This window comes from Catonella massiliensis (genome assembly GCF_016651435.1).
GTDB lineage: Bacteria > Bacillota > Clostridia > Lachnospirales > Lachnospiraceae > Catonella > Catonella massiliensis.
Genome location: NZ_JAEPRJ010000001.1, coordinates 1,154,195 through 1,177,806, shown reverse-complemented (window position 1 = coordinate 1,177,806; position 23,612 = coordinate 1,154,195). Strand labels below are relative to the sequence as shown.

Below are 23,612 nucleotides of genomic sequence, written 5' to 3'. Positions count from 1 at the left end.
TCTATCTTTCCAATTCAAAATCCTCTGCCTTTATAACTGACAAATCTTCAACAGACGGCTCAGACAGATGAGACAATCTATTTGCCTGTCCTACAAGCATTTTCTCAAAGATATTTCGTATGCCTCTTGCATTACCAAAGATCCTTTTACCCTGTTCGTCCATTGAAGCAAGATATGTCCTTAGTTTTTTCATTGTATCCTCTTCAAGCCTCATCTCCATTTTTTCAGCCATAGAATACATGATTGCAAGCAGCTCATCCTCATTATAGTCCTTAAACTCAATGAACTTATTAAATCTGGATATCAGTCCTGTATTCGCCTTGAGAAAAGCTTCCATTTCTTTGGTATAACCGGCAACTATAACAACAAGGTCATCTCTATGATCCTCCATAAGCTTTACGAGAGTATCAATAGCTTCAGAACCAAAGTCATTTGCAGCACCCGGAGATGAAAGAGAATAAGCCTCATCTATAAATAATACACCGCCTAAGGCCTTAGTTACTACTTCATTAACCTTAAGTGCAGTCTGTCCAACATAGCCTGCAACCAAGCCTGAACGGTCAACCTCCACAAGACCTCCCTTTGAAAGTACACCGAGTTCCTTGTATATGCCTGCTATAAGTCTTGCTACTGTTGTCTTTCCTGTACCCGGACTCCCTGTAAATACCATATGATAAGACATATCAGGGGAAGGAAGCCCTTTTTTCTTCCTAAGCTGTCTGATATTGATTAGATTTATTAATGAATGAACCTCTTTTTTCACATCTTCCAATCCAACCAATTCTTCAAGCTCAGATACAAGCTCATCAAGACGCTTCTTTTTATCTTCTTCCTTAAACGGAATAGGCTCAACGACAGCCACCTTTGGAAGTTCATCATCCGCAATAGGTTCTTCATTTGCTACTGCTTCTTTTAGTATTGGCACTATCTCATCAGTCTCTTTATTCTTATCATCCTCACTATCTTTTATTTCATTCTTTACAGAATCATTATACTTAAAGCTCTCTCCGGGCATTGAAATATCTCCCGATGCCTTACGGAAGAGATATCTGTCATTTATCCGCTCAGCTCTGTCTGCAAAGAAAATAAAAGCGTGAACCGAGTTGTAATAATCAACTATAAACTGTGGCAAATACTCATCTCTGTTTGAATTCAAATACGACATTGCGACAATGATATTTAATACCATATCCATGTACGCACTTGACATATTGGAGTTCTTTTCTCTATCGCGTAGGGAGCAAAGCTGCATTATAATTGGTGGAGCTTTAACTACAGCCTCAGCCTGTCTGATTATTTCCCCGCTAATGTCCTCTACATCAGAAATATCATATTGCTTACTGTCAGGTAGAGATACAATGAACTTTACCTCATCCTCTCCAAGCTTGCCTCCATATATCGCAATATTGATTAAAAGCGACTGTATATACAAATCAAGTGTCTGAAAAATAGTCTTGTGGAGAATCTTTTCTGCCTGAATAAAGTAGCCTTCACTTTCAAGCTTATTGCAGAAACCAACAAGACTTCTATAGTTAGCCTTTGCTATATCAAAGACCTGTCCTGCGTTTGTGTACATATACTTCCCCTATCTAACCAAATCATCTAAAGAGTCATAACATCTTCTCCATAGCCATATCCTCTGGAGTAAAATTTTCTCCCTCTATCATAACATTCATTTTTGGTTTTGTCACTCATGCATTTTACAGTTTCTGAAGTTAGTTTTAAAATATCTGCATCACCTATGATGTCTCCTATGTTAAATGCCATGTCGCCGCTCTGTCTTATGCCAAATACATCTCCCGGGCCTCTTAGCTTCATATCTTCTTCTGCTATCTTAAATCCATCGTTGGAGGTATTTAGTATATTAAGCCTTTCCATAGCCTCCTTGGAGGTATTTCCAGACATAAAAATGCAATAAGACTGAGCTCCTCCTCTACCTATTCTACCTCTTAACTGATGAAGAGAAGCAAGTCCAAAACGGTCAGCATTTTCAATCATCATTACAGTTGCATTTGGTACATTTACACCAACTTCTACAACTGTAGTAGATACCAGTATGTCTATTCTACAGGCTGCGAATTCATCCATGATGTGATTTTTTTCTTCATTTTTCATCTTACCATGAAGATATCTGACCCTTGCCTTATTGCTAATCAAAGATATAAGCTCATCTGTATAGCTGATTACGTCTGACAGCTCATCATTGTCCTCAGACTTCTCAATCATCGGACAAATAATGTATGCCTGGTGGCCTTTCTTTACCTCATCTAAAATGAACTTATAAGCTGTCATCCTGTAGTCCTCATCCACAACACAATTTTTGATAGGCTGTCTGTCGGCAGGAAGCTCATTAACGATTGAAATATCAAGATCTCCATAAAGTATTACTGCAAGGGTTCTTGGAATTGGTGTAGCACTCATGACCATAGTATGAGGCTCATCGCCCTTGTCCGTGAGTCTTTCTCTTTGTTTTACACCAAAGCGGTGCTGCTCATCTGTGATTACCAAGGCTAACTTATCATAAACCACCTTTTCCTGAATGAGGGCATGGGTACCTATGATGATATCAGCTTCGTGTTTTTCTATCCTTAATAAGACTTCTTTTCTTTCTCTTCCCTTAACAGAGCCTGTAAGCAATACTACCCTTACCCCATACTTTTCTAAAGCTGTAGAAAAGCTATCGTAATGCTGCCTGGCAAGCACTTCAGTTGGCACCATTACACTTGCCTGATAGCCGTTTTTTGCCATCAACAGGCAGGAAAGCATTGCTATAACAGTCTTGCCGGAGCCCACATCTCCCTGTACAAGCCTATTCATTCTTTTGCCTGACATGAGGTCAGCCCTAACCTCTTCCCAGACTTTCTGCTGAGCGTTTGTCAAAGAAAATGGCAGTGAAGAAATAAAGTCTACCACTGTAGAATCATCATTTACAATATAAGGCGATGGTGTTTTTTCTCTCCCAAGCTTCAATCTATCTATAGAAAGTGCAAATAGAAAGAATTCATCAAATACCAGTCTTCTTCTTGCATCTACTAAAGTGTTGTAGGATTTGGGAAAATGTATTTCCTGCAAGGCATCTTTTAGGGAAATTAGAGAATTCTCATCCCTAATGTTCTTTGGTAAATAATCTATACTTGAAGTTACTTCTGCAAGAACTTCCTTTAATGACTTTCTAAGAAGATTGCTTGTAACTCCCTTGGTAAGGTGATATATGGGTTGAAGAACTTCGGTTTTTCTCCGATATTCCACTTCTGTAAGCACTTCAGGCTGAACCATACTGATAAACTTACCTTTTCTTACTACCTTGCCTCTATATATCATGTGCACGCCCTTAGCAAGCTTTGACTTCATAAAAGGCATATTAAACCAGTTTAACTCAATTTTCCCACTTCCGTCACTTACCTCACAGATTAAGATACTCTTCTTACCCATCTGCTTCAACATAGGAAATGATACAGGCATAGCAGATATTATAGCTGTCATTCCGCTTTTTACCATGCTTATTGGTATTATTTTATCGTATTTATCATAATTTCTTGGGAAATACTTTAATATATCTCCTTTGGTATATATACCGAGTTTATTAAGAAGGAGGGCGGTCTTTGCACCTATTCCCTTTATGGCTGTAATGCTTTCTTCTAAAACCATACTCCCTCCTTTTAAGCCGTGTACTCCCTCGCCCTTACAGCATCTATATTCACCTGTCTTTTTACATCCTCAAGCGAATCAAACTTCATTTCAGGCCTGATAAAGTCTAATAGCTTTACCTTGGCAAAATGACCGTAAACATCACTGTCTAGCCCAAAGAGCCAGGTTTCTACACCAACTGCATTGTCTTTTCCCACTGTAGGCTTAACTCCTATGTTGGTTATGCCTCTATAGACCTTATAGTCCAGCTCTGTGTCAGACACATATACACCAAATGGGGGCAATAGTTTGCAAGCCTCAGGCTTAATATTAATAGTTGGCATGCCTACTGTATGTCCCAGATGATTTCCGTGAATGATTTCACCTGAAAATGAGAACTCTCTTCCAAGAAGCTCGTTTGCCAGCCTTATCTCACCTTTTTTTATTAGACTTCGTATGCGGGTACTCGATATAACCTCTCCATACATTTTCTTTTTTTCTATGACTTTTAATACATAGCCATACTCTTTACTTCTTTTTTCGAGAAGTTCTACATCACCAAGCCTGTCTTTACCAAATCTAAAATCCGTGCCTACAACCAGCATTTTAGCGTCCAGCTTATCATGAATAATTGTTTTTATAAATTCATCTGCATCAGTATTAATAGTTTCCATAGTAAATGGATAGTCTATCATATAGTCAAAGCCTGAATCTTTCATCAAATTAATTCTCTCAGTACCTGTCTCAATTACCTTAAATTCTTTATCAGAGAGTATACTAAGAGGATTCACATCAAACGTGAACAGTACCTTGGTGAGGCCTTTTGTCTTTAACACAATATCTATAAGCTCTTTGTGCCCCAAGTGTAAACCATCGAATTTGCCCAGCGTAACTACAGTGTTATGTAACCTAAAGCCACTACCTTTTATATACTCCATATCTCCCACCTTAAAACATCTTGTCTATTTTAAATGCATTTATATCCCCATTATAGCTGTAAACAGCCTTAAATTCTCCCTCATCGTTATACATCCTGAATTTTTCACCATTTTTAGGTTCCAAGGCTTCTATATCAGGTTTAACTGCAGCTGCTTTTATAATTCCACCATTTTCAAGAAGTATACACGCATATCCGCTCACATCCACTCTTTGAAGATTCTTAAATACATCCTCAATAGGTATGACTATCTCAGAAACTCTATTTTCTCTAACAAGCTTTTCTATTTCATCAAGCTTATAACTATTCTCAAGGAGGAAGTTCCCTGTTTTCGTTCTAACCAGGCTTTTCATTGCTGCTTTGCATCCAAGTTCATTTCCTATGTCCTTGCACAAAGTCCTTATATAAGTCCCCTTAGAACAGTCAACTACTATCGTGGCCTCCCTTCTGGAAACATCTATATTTTTAATTTCAATACTGTAAATTGTTATCTCACAAGGTTTACGCTCTATTACCTTGCCTTCTCTTGCAAGCTCATAAAGACGCTTTCCTCCAACTCTCTTAGCTGAATACATAGGAGGAGTCTGTAGTTGTCTGCCTATAAAGCCTGATATTACCTTAGAGAGATTATCCTCAGTCAGTTTTTCCTTATACCAGTCATTAGAAAAGTTTGTTTCTTCAATAATTTCTCCTGTAACATCCTCAGTATCCGTCGCTATACCGAACTTGATTTCGGCTATATACTGTTTTCTATGGTCTGTAAGTAACTCACATAGTTTTGTAGCCTTTCCTATGCACATAGGCAGCACACCTTCGGCTGCAGGATCAAGTGTTCCTGTATGTCCGATTTTGCGCTGCCTAAGAATTCCTGTTAACTTAGATACTGCATCTCTCGAAGTAAATCCTACTTCTTTATATACATTTATGATTCCATTTAGCATTAAATATAACCCTTTTCAAGTAACTGAAATTGCAGTTGCTTTGTGATATTATTGATTACATCATGTACTTTTCCACTGGAAATAGTACATCCTGCAGCCATCTTATGACCGCCACCGCCAAAAAATGCAGCCACCTTACTGACATCAATATCAGACACAGTAGCTCTCATGCTTACCTTATATGTGTGAGGTTCCTTTTCATGGATAAATACAGCTACCTTAACGCCATCTGTAAGTCTTAGCTGGTCAATGATGCCACTCAGGTCATTATTGCCAACCATATAAAAATCAAGCTCTTTTTGAGTAACATAGGACACAATTCCTACTCCATCCCACAATATAAGGCTCTCCATCAGGCATCTTCCAAGTACCTGATTCTGCTTGAAGGTTCTTGAATAGAAATTATGGTCAATAATATGCCCAAAGTCTATGCCTTTAGCCATAAGCTCACCCGCAATTTCCATTGTACGCTTTGATGTACAGTTGTGATGAAATACACCTGTATCATGAATTATCCCCGTATACAGGCAGGCTGCCACATCCTTGCTAATAAGCTCCACATCCATCATCTCAAATACCAATTCGCAGGTCGAGCTAAGTGATGGGAAAATAAAGTTCTCATCAGCTACTCCCTTGCTTGTTATATGATGATCTATACAGATAGTCTTCTTTGCTGTCTCAAATAACTTAGACGCAACACCAATCCTCTCAGTATCCCCTAAGTCCATCATAAAGAACACATCATATACCTTGTTCTCTGCGTTATTCTTAATAACATCAGAACCGGGAAGTTCCTTAAACTCACGTCCAATAGGTTCAAGGTATACATCAATTGTCTTACCTGTATGTTTAAGATAATTATACATTGCAAGCGTTGAGCCGATGCAGTCTCCATCAGGATTGACATGACCTGCAATTGCAATTGTCTCTGCATCCTTTACAAGCTCTAAAATATGTATCAGATCATAATTTCCTACAAACATCGTGCCTCCCCCTCTAAGGTATATCTATACCTCTTCATCATCAGAGTCATCAACATTATCTTCGTTCTTAGGTTTTACCTGATCAATAAGTGCAGACATATGCATGCCATACTCGATTGAAGTATCTAACTGAAATCTAAGCTCAGGAGTATTCCTTAAGTTAATACTCTTTGCAAGTTGGCTTCTTAGGTATGGCATCGCACTTTTCAGTCCTTCCAAGGTATCCTTTTGCTTCTTCTCGTCTCCAAGTACGCTTACAAATACCTTGGCTGTCTTAAGGTCAGGAGCCACTTCCACATCAGTAACTGAGGTGAGTGAGCTTACCCTTGGATCCTTAACACCCATACGGATAAGTTCACCTAAAGCTCTCTGAACCTCGGAATTTATTCTGACATTCTTAATACTGTTTTTACGCATTTTAACTCCTTGGTACTTCTACCATCTGATAAAGTTCAACCTTATCTTCCTCTTTAACATCATTGAATTTCTCAAATACAAGACCACATTCATAGCCTGCATTTACTTCTTTGACATCATCCTTAAATCTCTTAAGAGAAGCAAGATTTCCGTCAAATATAAGGTCCTTATCTCTTGTAATCCTTGCTTTACAGCCTCTTATAATCTTGCCGTCAAGTACAAATGAACCTGCTATATTACCGATACCTGAAGCCTTAAATACCTGTCTGATTTCGGCATGTCCTATAACCTTTTCTTCATAAATAGGCTCAAGCATACCCTTCATCGCAGACTCAACGTCAGAAATAATATTGTAAATAACCTTGTAGAACCTTACGTCTACCTTCTCTCTGTCTGCTGTATCCTTAGCAACAGCATCCATTCTTACGTTAAATCCAATTACAATTGCATTTGATGCACTCGCAAGAGAAATATCAGACTCATTGATAGCACCAACAGCACCATGGATAATTCTGATTGCCACTTCATCATTGTTGAGCTTAATAAGACTCTGTCTGATTGCCTCAACAGAACCCTGTACGTCAGCCTTAATAATAACATTAAGCTCCTTAACAGTACCAGCCTTAATCTGGTCAAAGAGACCGTCAAGAGAAAGCTTCTTCCTACTCTCGTCAATGAGTCTTGCCTTGTCCTGTGCAATAAATGTCTCAGAAGCAGCCCTGGCTTCCTTGTCGTCCTTAAAGCTAAGCATAGTATCGCCTGAGTTAGGAACTCCGTTAAGTCCCAAAATCTCAACAGGAATAGATGGACCAGCCTCAGTTACATTGTTTCCCTTATCATCGAGCATAGCTCTAACCTTACCAAAGGATGAACCTATAGATATGGAATCACCTACGTGTAAGGTACCCTTTTGCACAAGAACAGTAGCAACAGGGCCTCTACCCTTATCAAGACTTGCCTCGATAACTATACCTCTTGCACTTCTATTAGGATTAGCCTTGTACTCAGCAACATCTGCAGTTAAGAGCACCATTTCAAGAAGCTGTTCAATACCTTCTTTGGAATGTGCTGAAACAGGTACGAATATGGTAGAGCCACCCCAATCCTCAGGAATGAGTTCATACTCAGTAAGCTCCTGCTTTACCTTATCTACATTTGCACTTGGCTTATCTATTTTGTTGATTGCAACTATTATTTCAATACCGGCAGCTCTAGCGTGATTAATTGCCTCCACTGTCTGTGGCATCACACCGTCATCTGCAGCTACAACAAGTATAGCTATATCTGTAGACTTTGCACCACGCATACGCATAGCTGTAAATGCCTCATGTCCCGGTGTATCAAGGAAGGTAATCTTTCTACCGTTGATATTCACCACTGAAGCACCAATGCTCTGTGTAATACCGCCTGCCTCGCGGCTGGTTACATTTGTAGAACGGATTGCATCAAGAAGCGAAGTCTTACCATGGTCAACGTGTCCCATTACGCATACGACAGGAGGGCGCTTAATCATAAGTGACTCATCTTCTTCATCTTCCTTAAGAAGCTCAGCTACAAGGTCAACAGGCTCCTCAAGTTCACAAATTATGTTATATTCTAAAGCTATTTCTTCAGCTTCTTCAAAGGTAATATCCTGAGTTACCGTATACATCTTACCCTGTAAGAAGAGTTTTTTAATGATAGCTGAAGGCTGAACCTTCATCTTATCTGCAAGTTCCTTAATGGTTAAGGTATCAGGAATAATGATATTCTTGATTGTATCTTCCTCGGCAGGCTTAGCCACTACTTCAGGCTTGATAAATGCGCCCTTTCTGTTAGGGTCTTTCTTCTTTCTGTGTGCTACATTATCGTCATCATCAATGCTTGAGAGGGCTTTATTCTTATCGAAGCGTTTGCCAAGGTTCTTTTCTGCACGCTCTCTTTCCTTAGCTTTCTCACGCTCTCTCTCACGCTCTCTGTCACGATTGCCTGTCTTTGTTACAATGCGCTCTTCTCCGCCTGCACTGCTCTGATTTCTGCCCTGTCCACCTCTTGCCTGTGGGCCTCTTGCACCGGCATTACCTCCTGTACGTGAACCACCTGCAGGAGTTCTTTTATCATTTGAAGAATTTCCGTCTTTATTAAATGGCTTATCACCTCTACTAGACTGTGGTCTGTCTGAATTTCTGTTTCCTCTAAAGCCTTCACCATTTCTGTTCTGACCATCGCCCTGTCTCTGACGGTTATCTCTACTTCCGTCCTTTGAAGCATCTCTTGAACCCTGAGGCTTATCACCTCTTTTTCTGTCGCCAAACTTCTGAGACTTATTGCCTGAAGCCTGTGCTCCACCCTTTGGAGATAGTGCAGCTGCCTGGCTTGCTTTCTTTCTGGCAAATTCAATAGCAGCCTCTTCAGGTGTAAGACTACGAGTTTCAGGAGACTGTGCACTCTCTTTCTCTTTGGCTTCAGGATTCTTATGCTCCTTAGGCTCCTTAGCTTCTTTAACTTCTTTAACTTCTTTTTTATGCTCCTTAGCCTTTGTCTCCTTGCTTTTTGCCTCTTGTTCTTTGACTACAGGCTCATCTGAAGCAGAATTTGCAGAATCCGCTTCTTTTATTGGAGCTTCCTTTGCTTTCTTTGTCTTAGGAGCCGCTTCGTCTTTGCTCGCAGCCTTCTTAGCTTCAGATTCAGCAGAAGCTTTCTTAGCCTTTCTTTCAGCAGCCTCACGAACTTCAGGAGACCTTCCGTCAAAAGTCTGCTCTATCTGCTTCTCTACAGGCGCTGCCTTTACTTTCTTTGGCTTAGTCTCTGCCTTTGCTTTAGGCTTCTCCTTCTTTATGGTATCAGGAGCAAACTCCATACGGGCAGCTTTCTCCTCTTCATCACTAAGAACACTGCGCATGTTCTTGACATTGTCATAACCATTTGCTTTAAGGAAATCAACAATTTCCTTACTCTTCTTATTTATCTCAGTAGACAACTCACTTACTTTCATTTTAGACATTTTATCGCCTTTCCCATTTAATAGCTAATTCAATATGTTTAAGATAGCTTTTGCAAATCCTTCATCAAGCACAGCCATTGAGGCTTTCAGTGCAGAGCCTGTAGCATTGCCAAGTTCAGCCTTGGTCTTGTAAAATCTAAGCTCTACCTTGTGGTGATTACATCTATCAGTGAACTTTTTCTTAGTATTGTCGGAAGCATCTTCAGCAACTATTACCAGAACTGCCTTCTTTGAATATATGGCATTTTCAGTAAGGAATTCACCAACCGCCAGCTTTCCTGCCTTTCTAGCAAGTCCTAAGTAAGATAATACCTTATCCATATTCACCTTCCTATAATGACTGTAATTCTACTATAAGTCTGTCATATACATCGACTGATACTTGTGACTTGAAGGAACGATCCAGTCCTTTGGATTTTTTCAGAGTCTCAAAGCACTTTGAATCCTTGCATATATAAGCACCTCTGCCATTTTCCCTACCTGTAGGATCTAACTCTATCTCTCCCTCTTTTGTCCTCACAATCCTAATCAGTTCCTTTTTATCTTTAACGCTTTTACACGCTATACAAGTTCTCTGTGGATTATTCATCCTCTACCTCTTTATTCGGATAATATCTGTGATTCACTCTTTATATCAATCTTATATCCTGTAAGCCTTGCCGCGAGCCTTGCGTTTTGTCCTTCTTTTCCTATTGCAAGTGAAAGCTGTGAGTCTGCCACAACAACCTTAGCTGTCTTTTCCTCAGGGTTTGCTTCTACGGATATTGCTCTTGCAGGAGAAAGTGCATTCATAATAAATACTCTTGGATCCTCACTCCATACAACTATATCTATCTTTTCACCTCTTAGCTCATCGACCACAGCTTCAACTCTGGAACGATTTACACCTACGCAGGCTCCTACTGCGTCTACTTCAGGGTTGTTGGAGTAAACTGCTATTTTAGTTCTTGAGCCCGGTTCTCTTGAAATACTCTTTATTTCAACTGTTCCGTCCTTGATCTCTGTAACCTCTGATTCAAAAAGCCTCTTAACCAAATCAGGATGTGTCCTTGATACCGTTATCCTAGGTCCCTTGGAAGTATCCTTAACCTCTACAACATAGAGCTTAATTCTCTCTGTTGACCTGAATCTCTCTGTCTTAACCTGCTCAGCCTCAGAAAGTAGTGCATCTACCTTTCCAAGATTTATACTAATATTATTACCTGTATATCTCTGTACTATACCTGTAACTATATCATGTTCTTTGGCAAAATACTGATTATAGAGTACTTTTCGTTCCTCTTCCCTAATTTTTTGCACTACAACCTGTTTAGCCTTTTGGGCTGCAATTCTTCCAAAGTTTTTAGGAGTTATTACTACATTTACTATCTGACCCTCAATAGCATTAGGGAATGTAGCCTTTGCCTCATCAAGACTAATCTGGGAGATAGGATCCTCGACAGTCTGGACAACCGTTTTCTCTGCAAGAACTGATACTTTCCCGTTCTCTCTGTCAATAGTAACCTTTACATTATCGTTCTTACCAAATTCATCCTTGCAGGCAACAAGAAGTGAATTCTCAACAGCTTCAAGTATTACTTCCTTGCTTATGTCATTTGTTTTTTCAAGCTGGTCTAGAGCTGCTATCAGTTCCATACCGCTATCCGGCTGCTCTTTTTTTCTCATTTTGTAATTACCTCCGTTTAACTTTATCAGAAATCAATTGCTAGCCTTATTAAGGCTATGTTTTTTCTTTCGAATGTTGCTTTTGTGTTATCTTCAAAACCCAGTGTTACAGTATCCGCATCATAAGCCTCTAAGGTTCCTGAAAACTCTTTCTGCCCTTCCAGGGCTTTGTAAAGCTTTACCTCTACTTCTTCACCAATACTCCTCTCAAAATCCTTATCCTTCTTAAGAGGTCTTCCAAGTCCCGGAGAACTGATTTCAAGTATGTAGGATTCCTCAATGAAATCTTCCTTATCTAAAAGGTCAGAAAATTCACGGCTTACCTTTTCGCAGTCATTCACAGAAAATCCACCTTCTTTGTCAACATAGGCCCTAAGAAACCAATTGGAGCCCTCCCTTACAAACTCGACATCAACCAACTCATAATTATTCTTGGCTATAATTGGTAAAATAAGCGCTTCAGCCTTTTTTTCATAGCTTTCTCTTTTACTCATAATTCTCCTTTATTGCATAAAAAAAGCGAACCTCTAACGGTTCACTTCCTAAAAAAATAATAGCCTGTAGGGGAATCGAACCCCTGTTTCTGCCGTGAGAGGGCAGCGTCTTAACCCCTTGACCAACAGGCCATACAAGTATGTGTTGCTTGACAACGAAGACAAGTATACATTATTGAAAATAATATGTCAATAGGTTTTTAAAATATTTTTTATTGGTCATCTCTGCTCTCAAGGTCCCTTTCAAGTCCTTCAAGATAAGGCACTGTCGTCTTACCTGTCACATCTAAGTAATAGCCTTCAAAAAACTCTTCTCTCTTGATACTCTTTCTCCCACCATGTACGGCTCTATCCCAGTATTTCTTAATTTCCTTAAATGGTGCGTAGTAGTATTCATCTGTATCAGAAAAATAAATAACCATAAAGGCTACCCCATCCTGCGCCTCAAAGTCCTCCATGAATTTTACCTGATGCTCGTGTATATTCTGAAGCGGGAAAGTAGCCTTATTACATTCTTTTGCATCAAAGCAGACAGGAATTCCCTGTACGACCCCAATATAGTCCACAGTACTCTTGCTATCAAAGTAAGCGAGGGTAATCTGGCCTTTATCATTAATGTTTACAGGTGTAATTGGAGTTGGAACCTTTTGAACTAGAGCAAGTCCCTGTTCTCTGTATTTATCATTGGTCATATTTATAAGAGTCTCAAGTAAAGAGCCTCTAAGACCTCTTGAATTCCAAGATGGCATATTTTCTCCTTTTCACTTTAATCTAAAACTATATTCATTTATTAATTACTTTGAAATAATCTCGTATAATTACTAAAAACCATCTCGCACTCAAGTTTCAATACCTTTTACTAATAATAAATTCAAAAGCTATAGTGCTCTACCACTTTACAAATTTAGTGTGCTAAATCATTTTAATGATCAATAAGTATAGAGTTTATAATAATTATTTACTTACAAATGGCTAATCATTACCTAGAGTACAGTCCTATAAATTAAAACCCAGCTTATCAGCAACCCGCTTCAGTCTCTCAGGCAAATCAACCTTAAAGCTCTTTCCACTTAAATAAGCAAAATCACCGTCTATTTCAGGAAATTTTATTTCATAAGAATGTAAAAACTGGCTATTAAGCCCCATTCTTCTATAGGTTGTATTCTCTGATTTAAGTCCGTATTTACCATCTCCTATCACCGGATAACCAAGGAATGATAGATGCGCTCTAATCTGATGGCTTTTACCTGTAATAAGCTTCACCCTTAACAGGCTGTGACCCACGCTGACCTTTAGAACTTCATAGGCTGTCTTTATATAATCCGCACCTTGCACCTTGTCTTTATATATTCTAACAGTATTGTGGCTGTCATTTTTAAGAAGATAGGCTTCGGCTGTAATATTTTCTTTCATCTCTCCCTTAACAATGGTGAGATAGTACTTTTCTATCTTTCTTGTTTTAATTATATCAGAAAGAAACCTAAGTCCTGAAAGGGTCTTTCCGGCAAGAATTATTCCACTTGTGTTTCTATCAAGTCTGTTTACCACAGCAGGCTTAACAGTAAGAAGGTCATTTGCACTTAGGCTTCCTGATTTGATTAGATAGCTTATAAGCCACTCATTCATGGAGACATCTCCAAGCTTTGCTATCTGAGAAAGCACATTTACAGGCTTATTAAGTATAATAATATCCCTGTCTTCGTAAATAACCTGTGGCTCGTCATATTCCCACTTCAGATTCTTTAATCTGTCATACAAAGAATTATCTGCCCCACTCTCAAGTTCATCCTCAGCAGTTGCCTCATATTCCCTGTCAGCTGTCTTAGATGAAATAACTTTTCCACCAAACTTAACCACAGTCTCATCCGAGAGGTAAAGCTTAACTTCATCATCTTCCTTTAAGCATTCGCTTCCGGCAGCTTTCTTGCCGTTAAGCACTATGTTTTTCTTCCTTAGCATCTTATATATAAAGCTCGCAGGAGCCTCCTTTAAGAACTTCATAAGATACTTATCCAGTCTCCCACCTGCTTCTATATGCTTTATTTTAAGTAATATCATTATTAGTTACCTTTTTATCACACTATAAAGTATTTCATACTCTCCGTAAAACTCTTAATCTCATCCATATCTGTTTCCGATGCCTTTTTCTCAGGAAATGCTCTTACAAACTTCTCCATATCATCAAAAACAACTAAGTTATCGCCTCTACCTTGATTTTTAATGTGTTTATCTATATAAGCCTTAGCTGTATCTACCCTTTTCTTGTAATCATATTCATTACGAGCTGTAGTACCATCTTTTCCTTTATAAGCTATAACCCTACCCTTAAACACTGCTATAAGGTCAAGATGCATTACATGTTCAGATGAAGTAAATACAGGTGAATACAGCAAAATTCCCTTTCCTTCAATGCTTTCTTCTGCTTTAAGCAAATCTCTATCCTTCATTTCTTTATAGGGCATAAGAATGAAAAATGTAGCCAGGCTTCTCCCTACAGGAAGTACAAACAATAAGGCTAGCACAGAGAATATATTTTTTGCCTGCATTTTATTGAGAAATAGTCCAATTATAAAAATAACAACTGCAGCTAATACATTTAAGGCTACATTCAAAAAGAGTTTACGCTTTCTATAGTTAAGGTAGCCTTTTTCAAACTTATTATATTTATTCATCAATCCTTACTCCAATTATATAGTTATATACCCTACACGCAAAGAGCATCTATTTCATCCTCAGTCAGTTCTCTTACTTCACCTAAGCCTAAATTGTCATCTAACGTTAGACTTCCCATTCTTAGCCTCTTAAGATAAACAACCTCATTGTCAACTGCCTCAAACATCCGCTTTATCTGATGAAACTTACCCTCAGATATAGTTACCTTTGCACTAAATTTCTTATCATTTTCACAGATTTCAAGTACAGCAGGTCTGCTAACAAAGTCTCCTAAGTCTAGCCCTTCTTCAAATGCAGTCTTATCATCATCCTTAAGAGGATATTTAAGCTCTGCAAAATATACCTTATCTACGTGGTTTTTAGGAGATAACAGCTTATGATTAAGGTCTCCGTCATTGGTGATAAGAAGAAGTCCTTCTGTATCCTTATCTAGTCTTCCGACTGGTGAGAGCTCGTCAAACCTCGGGCAATCTATACCACTTTCCTTAAAAACATCCATAACAGTCTTGGTTTTACCCTTTTCTGTAGAGGTGATTACTCCCTGTGGCTTATTCATCATATAGTAATAATATTCTACATAGCCTACTTTCCTACCATCTAAGCAAACTTCATCATTATCTGTGTCAACCTTTGTATCAGGACTTTTAACAATGACTGTATTAACTGTTATTCTACCTTTCCTTATATACTCCTTCACCTTGCTTCTGGTTTCAGAAGTCATATCAGAGAGGTATTTATCAAGTCTTATAGTTTTTGACATAAATCACTCCATTCAGTCTTAATATTACTTTTATGTTATTCACTGTTATAAATCATCTGCAGCAATTCTGGTATGTCATTTTTAAGTGTTTCAAAAACAACATTCAAATCTACACTTCCATAGTCATGAACAATTCTATTTCTTAAGCCATATATTGCATTCCACGGTATATTACAATTATTCATCTTATAACTTTCAGATAATTTCTTTGCATTCTCTGAAAGCTGAATCATTCGAAATAACATCGAATCCAGTAGTATTTCATTATCATTCAGTTCTTCTATACAAACATTATTCATGTGGAGAACTATAAAATCCAAGTCTTGAATAATTTTACTTATATAATAATTATCATCCTTAGTATTATCCATATATTTTTATTCCATCTTTCAATATTTCTTCCAGCAACTCTACATTATCCTTTAATCCTGCAACTTCTATTACATCCACCTTTTTATGTAACGAATTTCTTATCTCCTCTACCAAGCCATAAAATTTTAATCCTTTGATTTCAGTAGATATCAAAAGATCTACATCACTATCATCTTTTGCCTTGCCTTTAGCGTAGGAACCAAAAAGATAACAAAAATTAATTTTATATTTATCAAATATTTCTGAACACTTACGGCTTATGTATTCAAGGTCTACAATTCCATGTTCCTCATCAATAGGGTTAATTTGGGATAATTTCTCATAAATATAATTATATTTCAAATTTCCCCTTTTATCTAAGTCATTTTCATATGATTTATATGAACGCAGGGAAATCCCTACAATACCAGCTGCTTGTTGCTGAGTCAATTCCTTGTCTAATCTTATACTCTTCAAATCTTTCATAAATTTGCACCTCTAAAAATATAATAGTGCATATTTTACACCTTGTCAATAATTAAAGTGCATTTTTTGCACTTTAATACTGAAAAGATGCATTGTTTGCACCTTATAAATTGATAATAGTGCAAAATTATCACATCATCCTCCAGCCCGCAAAGTATTTATTCTTTACGGTAGTGCCTGAAAGCTTACCAAAGCCCAAAGGAAAGCCATTTACCCCTATCAGAATAAATTCCCCTTTTTCTGCCTTATCAAGTCCGTTCTTTACAAGTTCATCTTTGGTAACCTCTATAGTTTCACACTTAAGGTATTTAATTACTCTATCATCTTCTACATCTAAATCCAAAAAATACTTAGATTCAGCCTTGGTTCTTGACATAGCAAAGGGCTGGCTTGGCTCAAATCTGCCTTTTTTCCTATCACCTATATAAAGCCCATTCCTAAGTATTCTAAGTCCAGATACATCAGGCAGGCCTTCAGGAATGAGGTATAGCTTATCTCCATGAAGCTCAAGCCTTGTAAGTTCATCATCCTTTAGTCCCCAACTCTTTAGGAAGGCTTCTTCCTCCTTCGTGAGTTTAATATTCTTGACATGAGTGTCAAAATACTGCGGGAAACTGCTCATCTTCTTATGAAGGAGGCAGAGAAAATGCCCCTCTCCTTCCATCCTATGTGGCCAGATGCGGACAGCCCCCTTAATCTCTTCTCTTTCAGAGCCAACCCATTCAGGGTGTCCATTATCAAAACCCTCGTAACCTTCGTTTATTGATACAACTTCAAGTTCAGGAAACATAGTTAATATATAGTCAATTGTACCCTCATTTTCATCAGGTGAAAATGTACAGGTGGAGTATAGCAGATATCCATCCTCAGCCAGCATGTTTACTGCATTAGGTAAGATGTCCTTTTGTAAATCATTGTAATAACCAGTGCCATACTGTTCCCAGTTCTTTATAATAGCAGGCTCTTTTCTAAACATGCCCTCACCTGAACAAGGTGCATCTACAAGGATTTTATTAAAGTAACCCTTAAACACATTACTCAGATTCCTCGGTGTTTCACTGGTAATCAGTGCATTCTTAATACCAAATACCCCTAGATTTTTAAGCAGAGCCTTTGCCCTTGTTGCAGAGATATCATTGGAAACAAGCACGCCCTGTCCATCTAACTTTGCTGCAAGTTCAGTACTTTTCCCACCCGGAGCCGCACATAGGTCTAAAACTCTGTCACCCGGCTTTACCTGAAGTACATTGGCGGGGGTCTGAGCAGAAGGCTCCTGTATGTAATAAAGCCCTGCATAATAATAAGGATGCCTGGTTGCCGCAAATATACCAGCATCAAAATAATAGCCATTGTCAATCCATGGAATCTTGTCCATCTTAACCACAGAAAGTCCCTCCCATTCATCAGGAGAGACCTTAATTCTGTTTAGTCTTAGGCCCTGTAAAGGACTTTTATTATAGCTTTCAAGGAAATTATCATAATCCTCACCAAGCAGGTTTTTAATTTTGCTTAAAAAGCTTTCAGGTAAACTAATCATCTATACTACAAATTCCTTTCAGGCAGGCTTTGGCTTCTATAACCCTCAGATATACTGTCCAATTCTTTGCAAAACTTACTGAGCGTATTTAGGTCATCTTTTGCATAAATATCATAAAACTCTTTTTGAATCTTGGCTACCTCTCTGTCATTGGCAACCTTATAGAGATTTTGAATGTTATTTAGTATCTGGGATACAATCCCAGCCTTGATTCTAAATGAATTCTGGGCGTCCACAATCTCATTTCTTATTGCAGACATTTCATTGTCAAGCTGAACTATGGCTGCTGCTGCATTTTTAAGCCTCATCGATACAGTTTCAGGCATATTTCCTTTGTACTTATACTGAAGCGAATGCTCTATAATGGCCCAAAAATTCATAGCCAGGGTTCTAACCTGTATCTCAACCTTTACCGTCTTTTTCCCTGTCAGGGTTTCTACATCATAGGTAGCAATTAAATGATAGCTTCTGTAACCACTACTTTTCTGATTGCTTATATAATCTTTTTCCTCATGTATTTGTAAATCTGAACGGCTTTTTATCATTTTGATAACATTGGCGATATCATCCTCAAACTGACAGATAATTCTAATGCCTGCAATATCCTCAATCCTGTTTTCTACGTCATAGAGCGGAATCCCCTTTTTCTGTGCCTTTTCAATGATACTGGAAATTCGTTTTACTCTTCCTATTACCTGTTCAATGGGAGAATACATGCCCATTGCCCTGTATTCCTCTATTATGTGATTTAATTTTACTACAAGTTCATCCACCGCAAGTCTGTAAGGTGCTAAAAATTCACTCCACATCTTTGTTTCCATAGATAACCCAACCTTTAGTTTACTCAATACTGAGAATTTTGTATATCATTTTCAAGGATTAATTCTTAAAACTATGTATAGGAGCAGGGATTCTGCCACCTCTATTGATAAATTTTTCACAGGAAAATCCATTTACAGGCATAATAGGTGCATAGCCTAAAAGCCCTCCAAATTCAGCCTGTTCACCAACATCCTTGCCAACTACAGGTATAAGCCTTACTGCTGTGGTTTTTTGATTTATCATGCCTATAGCCATCTCATCGGCAATAATACCTGAAATGGTCGCAGATGAAGTATTGCCTGGAATCGCTATCATATCAAGTCCTACTGAGCATACACAGGTCATCGCCTCGAGCTTTTCGATGGTCAGTGCCCCATCAAGCACAGCATTTATCATCCCCTGATCTTCACTCACAGGAATAAAGGCTCCGCTAAGGCCTCCTACATAGGAAGAAGCCATAACTCCGCCCTTCTTAACCTGGTCATTAAGAAGCGCAAGTGCAGCAGTAGTACCGGGAGCTCCTGCGTGTTCAAGTCCCATTTCACGGAAAATATCTGCAATAGAGTCGCCTATAGCAGGCGTAGGTGCAAGAGACAGGTCTACTATTCCAAAAGGAATGCCTAGCCTTTTCTCAGCCTCAAGCGCTACAAGCTGTCCTATTCTCGTTATCTTAAAAGCTGTCCTCTTAATCTTCTCACAAAGAGTGCCAAAATCATCCCCTTCAGAGTGTTTAAGTACAGCTCTCACCACACCGGGACCGCTTACTCCGACATTGATAATCTTATCTGCTTCTGTAACTCCGTGAAAAGCTCCAGCCATAAATGGATTATCATCAGGTGCATTGCAAAATACAACGAGCTTTGCGCATCCAATCGAGTCTCTTTCTTTAGTAAGCTCAGCTGCCTCTTTGATAATCTCTCCCATCAGCTTAACTGCATCCATATTGATGCCTGTGCGTGTTGAGCCTAGGTTTATGGAGCTGCATATATGCTCAGTTTCCTTAAGCGCTCTTGGTATTGACCTGATTAAAAGCTTGTCCGCAGGAGTACTGCCTTTGCACACGAGTGCAGAATAGCCACCGATAAAGTTAACCCCTGTTGCCACTGCTGCCCTGTCAAGAGTCTTAGCAATAGACACGAAGTCCTCCTCTGTTTTACAGGCAGAATTGCCAACTATAGCAATAGGCGTAACTGATATTCTCTTGTTCACAATAGGAATACCGAATTCCTTGCCTATCTCATCACCTGTTTTTACCAAGTCCTTTGCGGTCTCGGTAATCTTCTTATAGATATTTTCATTAAGTTTTTCCAAATCATCTGTAATACAGTCTAAGAGGCTAATTCCAAGTGTTATGGTACGCACATCAAGATGCTCATTCCATATCATTTCATTTGTCTCAAATACCTCTCCAATAGTAATCATTACTTCCTCCTAATCAACCTATGGTTAAATGTGATTTTTGTGCTCTTAACACTACTAGATACGATGCATGTTGGCAAAGATCTCTTCGCGCTGAATATTTGCCTTAAGTCCGCATTCCTCACCAAGCTTCATAAAGCCGTCCGATACAGATGCAAAATCATCATCAAATCCGGTTACATCAACTATAATCATAAGGTTAAAAAATCCACCTACAAGAGTCTGTGAGACGTCAAGTATATTGATTTGTTTTTCCGCAAGGAAATTGCATATTTCAGCCAGCTTTCCCACACTGTCCTTTCCTACTGCTGTAATTACCGCTCTTTTCATAACTTCTCCTTCTTGGGAACTCCCCCATATATAATATTAAAATTGTGTAGGTGTCAAAATCATAAGACACCCAAATATACCCTATGCACTCTTATTACCTGCAATTTCTTCTGCCTTAATTATAACTCTCTCAGACAAAGTATTACGGTTTGCTACTATCACCTTGGTATAGGACTCAAAATCCTTATGCTCCATCAAAAGCTCACACCTTACTGTCTCAAGCGCCAGTTCAGGCATATTATTCTCATCACTGAGGTGGCCTAGAAAAATCTGCTTGACCTCCTCATTCCAAAGCCCGGTTATAAGCTTAGCTGAATTCTCATTTGAGATATGCCCCTTGTCCCCAAGTATCCTTCTTTTAAGCCTGAAAGGATACCTCCCTGCTTCAAGCATTCTCTCATCGTGATTTGCTTCAATAACCATTGCATTGGAACCTCTTAGTCCCTCTTTAATTTCATCGGTTATCATACCGAAGTCTGTACATACAGAGAGCTTAACGTCATACTTTTCAAAGGTAAAGCCCAAAGGTTCTGCCGCATCGTGAGGGATATTAAAACCATTCACCATAAAATCACCTATGCAAAAAGGTCTGTTTGGCTCAACCTTATACATCAGCTTTTTATAACTGCTGTCAAATCCCTTGCATCTCGTTATTTCCGAAAGGGTACCGAGACTGGCAAATACAGGTATCTTATACTTCTTTATAAGCATCATAAGTCCGCTTATGTGGTCTGTATGCTCGTGAGTAACAAAAATTCCTTTTATTTGCTCAGGTAAAACCGATAGTTCACTTACACTCTCAATTATCCTCTTGCAACTGATACCACAGTCTACAAGAATGTTATTTCCTTCTGAGTCTCCAATAAGGCTTGAATTCCCACTGCTCCCACTGGCAAGGGTAGTCAGCCAGACTGAAGGACTATTATCCGTATTACTCACTCCACGCCATCCTAATCTGATCTCCGTCCTTAATAGGTGAGGTGAAGTCCATATCCCCCACACCGTTTACTTCAAGTATCAGCCTTCCTCTATATTCAGTCATATCAAAGGTGTAGAAGTCAAGTACATCCACAAGCAGATAATGCATCTTGCCTTCTAGTGTTACTACTGTGCCATTTACAGTAACCGTGATATTCTTTGCTGATGGATTAATCTTCTTTTTCACTCCATTCATCACATCCTCTTCAGTCACGGCTGCGCTCTTATAACTTCCTCCAATATTATTTCCTTTAGCACCTCCTAAGTCGCCTTCCATTTTAGAATAGTCTGCTATAGGAACAGATATAGCATCTTCTCCACTGCCAAAGGTAATACTGTCTGCTGTTTTCGTATAAGAAGTTGTATTTTCTGTAGCATTAAAACTAATCTCTTTGCTATATTCATCATCATCAGGCAGTTCTTCAAAGCTATTATAATCAGTCTCCTTTGAGATGACTGCCTCAGTATATGAAGCATTATCAGTTATTGTAAAATTGTCATATATCTTAGTATTCTCATCTGCAGGCATATTGTTGACAAGGATTCCTTCATGATAAGGTAAGTCAAGCATTTCCATAACCTGAAGCAGAGTATAGTAGTTCCTTAGAATCACATTATCTCCATCATCAACAGCATAAAAGCCTGATACCAGCTTACCATTTACCTCGGCAAGCTTTGGACAGCTAAGCTCCTTCCCATTAAACATAATATGGAAGGTATTGTCCATCTCTCTTATCTTGCTTACCAGAAGCTTTGCAGGTTCTCCTGTTGTAGATGGTTTGACTGTTATCATATCATTTTTGGATATAGGCTTACTTATACTTACAAGTTCTCCATTTAACCTAATCTCCGCAGGCTCACCGACCTCTCCCCTTTCAACCCTTCTTGCACCATCAAGTGTATAAGTAATTGATTTTCCACGTTTAGGGAAGATATCGTCATTTGAGAAACCATCTTTACTTAAGACATCATAAACTGTCAGCTTAGAGTTATCATAAAGCTTGATTCTCTTGCCATTAAGAGTTACATAGATAAAGTTGTTTTTAGCCTGATAGTAGCTGTAGCATATACCAATAGGCGTAACCAAAAGGGGATCTTTCTCTACACCCTCATCAGCAAATTCAACCTCGCCAAGCACTTCCTTGCCTCTTAGCGCCACTCTTTCCTCAGGAAGCCCTAAGATTTCGGAAATATGCGAGGTAAAGCCCTTTACCTTTCCTCCTCCTCCAACCACAAATACTGCACTTACAGTCTTGCCACCATTTAATTCCTTGATTTTATCAACTATTTCTTCGGTGATTGACTCTATGGTAGGAGAGATTGTTTTCAGTATATCAGCTGAGTTCATAGTTTGTGTAATGTCCATTACATCCTTAAATTCAACTTTGTCATTATGTAAATCTCTCTTTATTTTATCGGCTGTATTAAAGTCAACCAGACAAAGCCTTGCAATAATCTCAGTGATTTCATCGCCTGCATGAGGAATCATGCCATATGCAATAACACAGCCGTCATTGGTTATGCAGATATCAGAAGTACCTGCTCCCACATCGACAAGCGCAATATTAAGAAGCCTGAATTTTTCAGGGATAGCAATATCAATCGCAGCTATAGGCTCGAGTGTGAGATTTGCCACATTGAGTCCGGCATTTTCAACAGCAGCATAGAGGTCATCCACAACATCCTGTGGAAGGAAGGTAGCTATTAACTCTGCATCAATTTTGGTCCCCTTATGTTCTTCAAGGTTGACCATCTGTTGACCGTTTATATAATAACGCATAACAGAGTAGCCTACGCAGTAAAAATCGTTTTCAGCATCCTCAGACTCCCTGATTGCCTTGTAGGCTTCCTCCACACCCTTCATCTCAAGAGCATGAATTTCATCATCATGTATTACCGTATCTTCGGTGAATTCAATGTGGGGATGAACATTTACTGTTTTAAGTACACGTCCCGCAGCGGCGATGGAAACTTCAGTTAATTCTCTGCCAAGCTTAGCCTCAAGCTTAGCCTTCATCTTTCTTATAGATTCTGCCACCTTAGGTATATCGTGAATCTGTCCATCCTGCATGGCCCTTGTTTCGTGTTCTGCCTGCTCTATGGCAAATACCTTAAAAGTATGTTTGTCTATCCTTGCTCCAACAGTTCCAACCAAGCTTCTTGTACCTATATCAAGGCCAAATACCAGCTTCTCAGGTAAATCCTGCAT

The 23,612-nt window shown here is 38.8% G+C and carries 23 protein-coding genes and 1 tRNA gene; all 24 read right to left on the bottom strand.

Going from position 1 to position 23,612, the window contains the following annotated elements; genetic code table 11:
- Position 1: 1 nt before the first annotated feature.
- The 24 genes from JJN12_RS14140 to JJN12_RS05170 all read right to left on the bottom strand — a co-directional run bounded on the left by JJN12_RS14140 (position 2) and on the right by JJN12_RS05170 (position 23,612).
- Positions 2-1,576, bottom strand: a complete 1,575-nt coding sequence (locus tag JJN12_RS14140; RefSeq protein WP_236013704.1) for an AAA family ATPase — start codon at positions 1,574-1,576, stop codon at positions 2-4.
- Positions 1,577-1,602: 26 nt separating this feature from the next.
- Complete coding sequence (gene recG, locus JJN12_RS05280) at positions 1,603-3,648, bottom strand: ATP-dependent DNA helicase RecG (protein ID WP_208428701.1); 2,046 nt, start codon at positions 3,646-3,648, stop codon at positions 1,603-1,605.
- 11 nt (positions 3,649-3,659) lie between these two features.
- Positions 3,660-4,565, bottom strand: a complete 906-nt coding sequence (locus JJN12_RS05275) for a bifunctional riboflavin kinase/FAD synthetase (RefSeq protein ID WP_208428700.1) — start codon at positions 4,563-4,565, stop codon at positions 3,660-3,662.
- A 10-nt stretch (positions 4,566-4,575) separates the two neighbouring features.
- Complete coding sequence (gene truB, locus JJN12_RS05270; protein WP_208428699.1) at positions 4,576-5,505, bottom strand: tRNA pseudouridine(55) synthase TruB; 930 nt, start codon at positions 5,503-5,505, stop codon at positions 4,576-4,578.
- On the bottom strand, positions 5,505-6,488 hold the full coding sequence (locus JJN12_RS05265; protein WP_208428698.1) for a DHH family phosphoesterase: 984 nt from the start codon (positions 6,486-6,488) through the stop codon (positions 5,505-5,507). Before JJN12_RS05265 ends, truB begins: the two co-directional genes overlap by 1 nt.
- 24 nt (positions 6,489-6,512) lie before the next feature.
- Positions 6,513-6,905 carry a 30S ribosome-binding factor RbfA gene (gene rbfA / locus JJN12_RS05260; RefSeq protein WP_208428697.1) on the bottom strand — a complete coding sequence of 131 codons (393 nt, stop codon included), beginning with the start codon at positions 6,903-6,905 and terminating at the stop codon, positions 6,513-6,515.
- Between the two features lies 1 nt (position 6,906).
- The gene (gene infB, locus JJN12_RS05255) at positions 6,907-9,888 is read right to left on the bottom strand and encodes a translation initiation factor IF-2 (RefSeq protein ID WP_328706789.1); all 2,982 of its coding nucleotides are present in this window, start codon (positions 9,886-9,888) and stop codon (positions 6,907-6,909) included.
- A 24-nt stretch (positions 9,889-9,912) separates the two neighbouring features.
- On the bottom strand, positions 9,913-10,209 hold the full coding sequence (locus JJN12_RS05250) for a ribosomal L7Ae/L30e/S12e/Gadd45 family protein (RefSeq protein WP_236013703.1): 297 nt from the start codon (positions 10,207-10,209) through the stop codon (positions 9,913-9,915).
- A gap of 10 nt (positions 10,210-10,219) precedes the next feature.
- A complete protein-coding gene (gene rnpM, locus JJN12_RS05245; RefSeq protein WP_208428695.1) occupies positions 10,220-10,477 on the bottom strand; it encodes an RNase P modulator RnpM in 258 nt (85 codons plus the stop codon).
- Between the two features lie 11 nt (positions 10,478-10,488).
- Entirely contained in the window at positions 10,489-11,553 is a 1,065-nt protein-coding gene (nusA, locus tag JJN12_RS05240) for a transcription termination factor NusA (RefSeq protein WP_236013701.1), read from the bottom strand.
- Positions 11,554-11,579: 26 nt separating this feature from the next.
- The gene (gene rimP, locus JJN12_RS05235; RefSeq protein WP_208428694.1) at positions 11,580-12,047 is read right to left on the bottom strand and encodes a ribosome maturation factor RimP; all 468 of its coding nucleotides are present in this window, start codon (positions 12,045-12,047) and stop codon (positions 11,580-11,582) included.
- 60 nt (positions 12,048-12,107) lie between these two features.
- Positions 12,108-12,179 (bottom strand) — tRNA-Glu (locus JJN12_RS05230).
- An 80-nt stretch (positions 12,180-12,259) separates the two neighbouring features.
- Positions 12,260-12,796: a Holliday junction resolvase RecU gene (locus JJN12_RS05225; protein ID WP_208428693.1), complete on the bottom strand. Its 537-nt coding sequence runs from the start codon at positions 12,794-12,796 to the stop codon at positions 12,260-12,262.
- 247 nt (positions 12,797-13,043) lie between these two features.
- A complete protein-coding gene (locus JJN12_RS05220) occupies positions 13,044-14,105 on the bottom strand; it encodes an RluA family pseudouridine synthase (protein WP_208428692.1) in 1,062 nt (353 codons plus the stop codon).
- Between the two features lie 17 nt (positions 14,106-14,122).
- Positions 14,123-14,719, bottom strand: a complete 597-nt coding sequence (locus JJN12_RS05215; RefSeq protein WP_208428691.1) for a hypothetical protein — start codon at positions 14,717-14,719, stop codon at positions 14,123-14,125.
- Between the two features lie 32 nt (positions 14,720-14,751).
- Positions 14,752-15,480: a pseudouridine synthase gene (locus tag JJN12_RS05210; RefSeq protein WP_208428690.1), complete on the bottom strand. Its 729-nt coding sequence runs from the start codon at positions 15,478-15,480 to the stop codon at positions 14,752-14,754.
- 35 nt (positions 15,481-15,515) lie between these two features.
- Positions 15,516-15,851 carry a HepT-like ribonuclease domain-containing protein gene (locus tag JJN12_RS05205; RefSeq protein ID WP_208428689.1) on the bottom strand — a complete coding sequence of 112 codons (336 nt, stop codon included), beginning with the start codon at positions 15,849-15,851 and terminating at the stop codon, positions 15,516-15,518.
- Positions 15,844-16,317 carry a nucleotidyltransferase domain-containing protein gene (locus tag JJN12_RS05200; protein ID WP_208428688.1) on the bottom strand — a complete coding sequence of 158 codons (474 nt, stop codon included), beginning with the start codon at positions 16,315-16,317 and terminating at the stop codon, positions 15,844-15,846. The genes JJN12_RS05205 and JJN12_RS05200 overlap by 8 nt, the downstream gene beginning before the upstream one ends.
- Positions 16,318-16,447: 130 nt before the next feature.
- Positions 16,448-17,854 carry an RsmB/NOP family class I SAM-dependent RNA methyltransferase gene (locus JJN12_RS05195; RefSeq protein ID WP_236013699.1) on the bottom strand — a complete coding sequence of 469 codons (1,407 nt, stop codon included), beginning with the start codon at positions 17,852-17,854 and terminating at the stop codon, positions 16,448-16,450.
- 5 nt (positions 17,855-17,859) lie between these two features.
- Positions 17,860-18,675 carry a GTP pyrophosphokinase gene (locus tag JJN12_RS05190; protein WP_208428687.1) on the bottom strand — a complete coding sequence of 272 codons (816 nt, stop codon included), beginning with the start codon at positions 18,673-18,675 and terminating at the stop codon, positions 17,860-17,862.
- 58 nt (positions 18,676-18,733) lie between these two features.
- A complete protein-coding gene (locus JJN12_RS05185) occupies positions 18,734-20,098 on the bottom strand; it encodes a PFL family protein (protein WP_208428686.1) in 1,365 nt (454 codons plus the stop codon).
- A gap of 54 nt (positions 20,099-20,152) precedes the next feature.
- Positions 20,153-20,425: an ACT domain-containing protein gene (locus JJN12_RS05180; protein ID WP_208428685.1), complete on the bottom strand. Its 273-nt coding sequence runs from the start codon at positions 20,423-20,425 to the stop codon at positions 20,153-20,155.
- An 81-nt stretch (positions 20,426-20,506) separates the two neighbouring features.
- The gene (locus tag JJN12_RS05175; protein WP_208428684.1) at positions 20,507-21,364 is read right to left on the bottom strand and encodes an MBL fold metallo-hydrolase; all 858 of its coding nucleotides are present in this window, start codon (positions 21,362-21,364) and stop codon (positions 20,507-20,509) included.
- Positions 21,357-23,612 carry a cell division protein FtsA gene (locus JJN12_RS05170; protein WP_208428683.1) on the bottom strand — a complete coding sequence of 752 codons (2,256 nt, stop codon included), beginning with the start codon at positions 23,610-23,612 and terminating at the stop codon, positions 21,357-21,359. Before JJN12_RS05170 ends, JJN12_RS05175 begins: the two co-directional genes overlap by 8 nt.

Excerpts from the sequence above, each read along its gene's own strand:
- JJN12_RS14140 (WP_236013704.1), bottom strand. The coding sequence starts at position 1,576 with ATGTACACAAACGCAGGACAGGTCTTTGATATAGCAAAGGCTAACTAT.
- recG (WP_208428701.1), bottom strand. The coding sequence starts at position 3,648 with ATGGTTTTAGAAGAAAGCATTACAGCCATAAAGGGAATAGGTGCAAAG.
- JJN12_RS05275 (WP_208428700.1), bottom strand. The coding sequence starts at position 4,565 with ATGGAGTATATAAAAGGTAGTGGCTTTAGGTTACATAACACTGTAGTT.
- truB (WP_208428699.1), bottom strand. The coding sequence starts at position 5,505 with ATGCTAAATGGAATCATAAATGTATATAAAGAAGTAGGATTTACTTCG.
- JJN12_RS05265 (WP_208428698.1), bottom strand. The coding sequence starts at position 6,488 with ATGTTTGTAGGAAATTATGATCTGATACATATTTTAGAGCTTGTAAAG.
- rbfA (WP_208428697.1), bottom strand. The coding sequence starts at position 6,905 with ATGCGTAAAAACAGTATTAAGAATGTCAGAATAAATTCCGAGGTTCAG.
- infB (WP_328706789.1), bottom strand. The coding sequence starts at position 9,888 with ATGTCTAAAATGAAAGTAAGTGAGTTGTCTACTGAGATAAATAAGAAG.
- JJN12_RS05250 (WP_236013703.1), bottom strand. The coding sequence starts at position 10,209 with ATGGATAAGGTATTATCTTACTTAGGACTTGCTAGAAAGGCAGGAAAG.
- rnpM (WP_208428695.1), bottom strand. The coding sequence starts at position 10,477 with ATGAATAATCCACAGAGAACTTGTATAGCGTGTAAAAGCGTTAAAGAT.
- nusA (WP_236013701.1), bottom strand. The coding sequence starts at position 11,553 with ATGAGAAAAAAAGAGCAGCCGGATAGCGGTATGGAACTGATAGCAGCT.
- rimP (WP_208428694.1), bottom strand. The coding sequence starts at position 12,047 with ATGAGTAAAAGAGAAAGCTATGAAAAAAAGGCTGAAGCGCTTATTTTA.
- JJN12_RS05225 (WP_208428693.1), bottom strand. The coding sequence starts at position 12,796 with ATGCCATCTTGGAATTCAAGAGGTCTTAGAGGCTCTTTACTTGAGACT.
- JJN12_RS05220 (WP_208428692.1), bottom strand. The coding sequence starts at position 14,105 with ATGATATTACTTAAAATAAAGCATATAGAAGCAGGTGGGAGACTGGAT.
- JJN12_RS05215 (WP_208428691.1), bottom strand. The coding sequence starts at position 14,719 with ATGAATAAATATAATAAGTTTGAAAAAGGCTACCTTAACTATAGAAAG.
- JJN12_RS05210 (WP_208428690.1), bottom strand. The coding sequence starts at position 15,480 with ATGTCAAAAACTATAAGACTTGATAAATACCTCTCTGATATGACTTCT.
- JJN12_RS05205 (WP_208428689.1), bottom strand. The coding sequence starts at position 15,851 with ATGGATAATACTAAGGATGATAATTATTATATAAGTAAAATTATTCAA.
- JJN12_RS05200 (WP_208428688.1), bottom strand. The coding sequence starts at position 16,317 with ATGAAAGATTTGAAGAGTATAAGATTAGACAAGGAATTGACTCAGCAA.
- JJN12_RS05195 (WP_236013699.1), bottom strand. The coding sequence starts at position 17,854 with ATGATTAGTTTACCTGAAAGCTTTTTAAGCAAAATTAAAAACCTGCTT.
- JJN12_RS05190 (WP_208428687.1), bottom strand. The coding sequence starts at position 18,675 with ATGGAAACAAAGATGTGGAGTGAATTTTTAGCACCTTACAGACTTGCG.
- JJN12_RS05185 (WP_208428686.1), bottom strand. The coding sequence starts at position 20,098 with ATGATTACTATTGGAGAGGTATTTGAGACAAATGAAATGATATGGAAT.
- JJN12_RS05180 (WP_208428685.1), bottom strand. The coding sequence starts at position 20,425 with ATGAAAAGAGCGGTAATTACAGCAGTAGGAAAGGACAGTGTGGGAAAG.
- JJN12_RS05170 (WP_208428683.1), bottom strand. The coding sequence starts at position 23,612 with ATGCAGGATTTACCTGAGAAGCTGGTATTTGGCCTTGATATAGGTACA.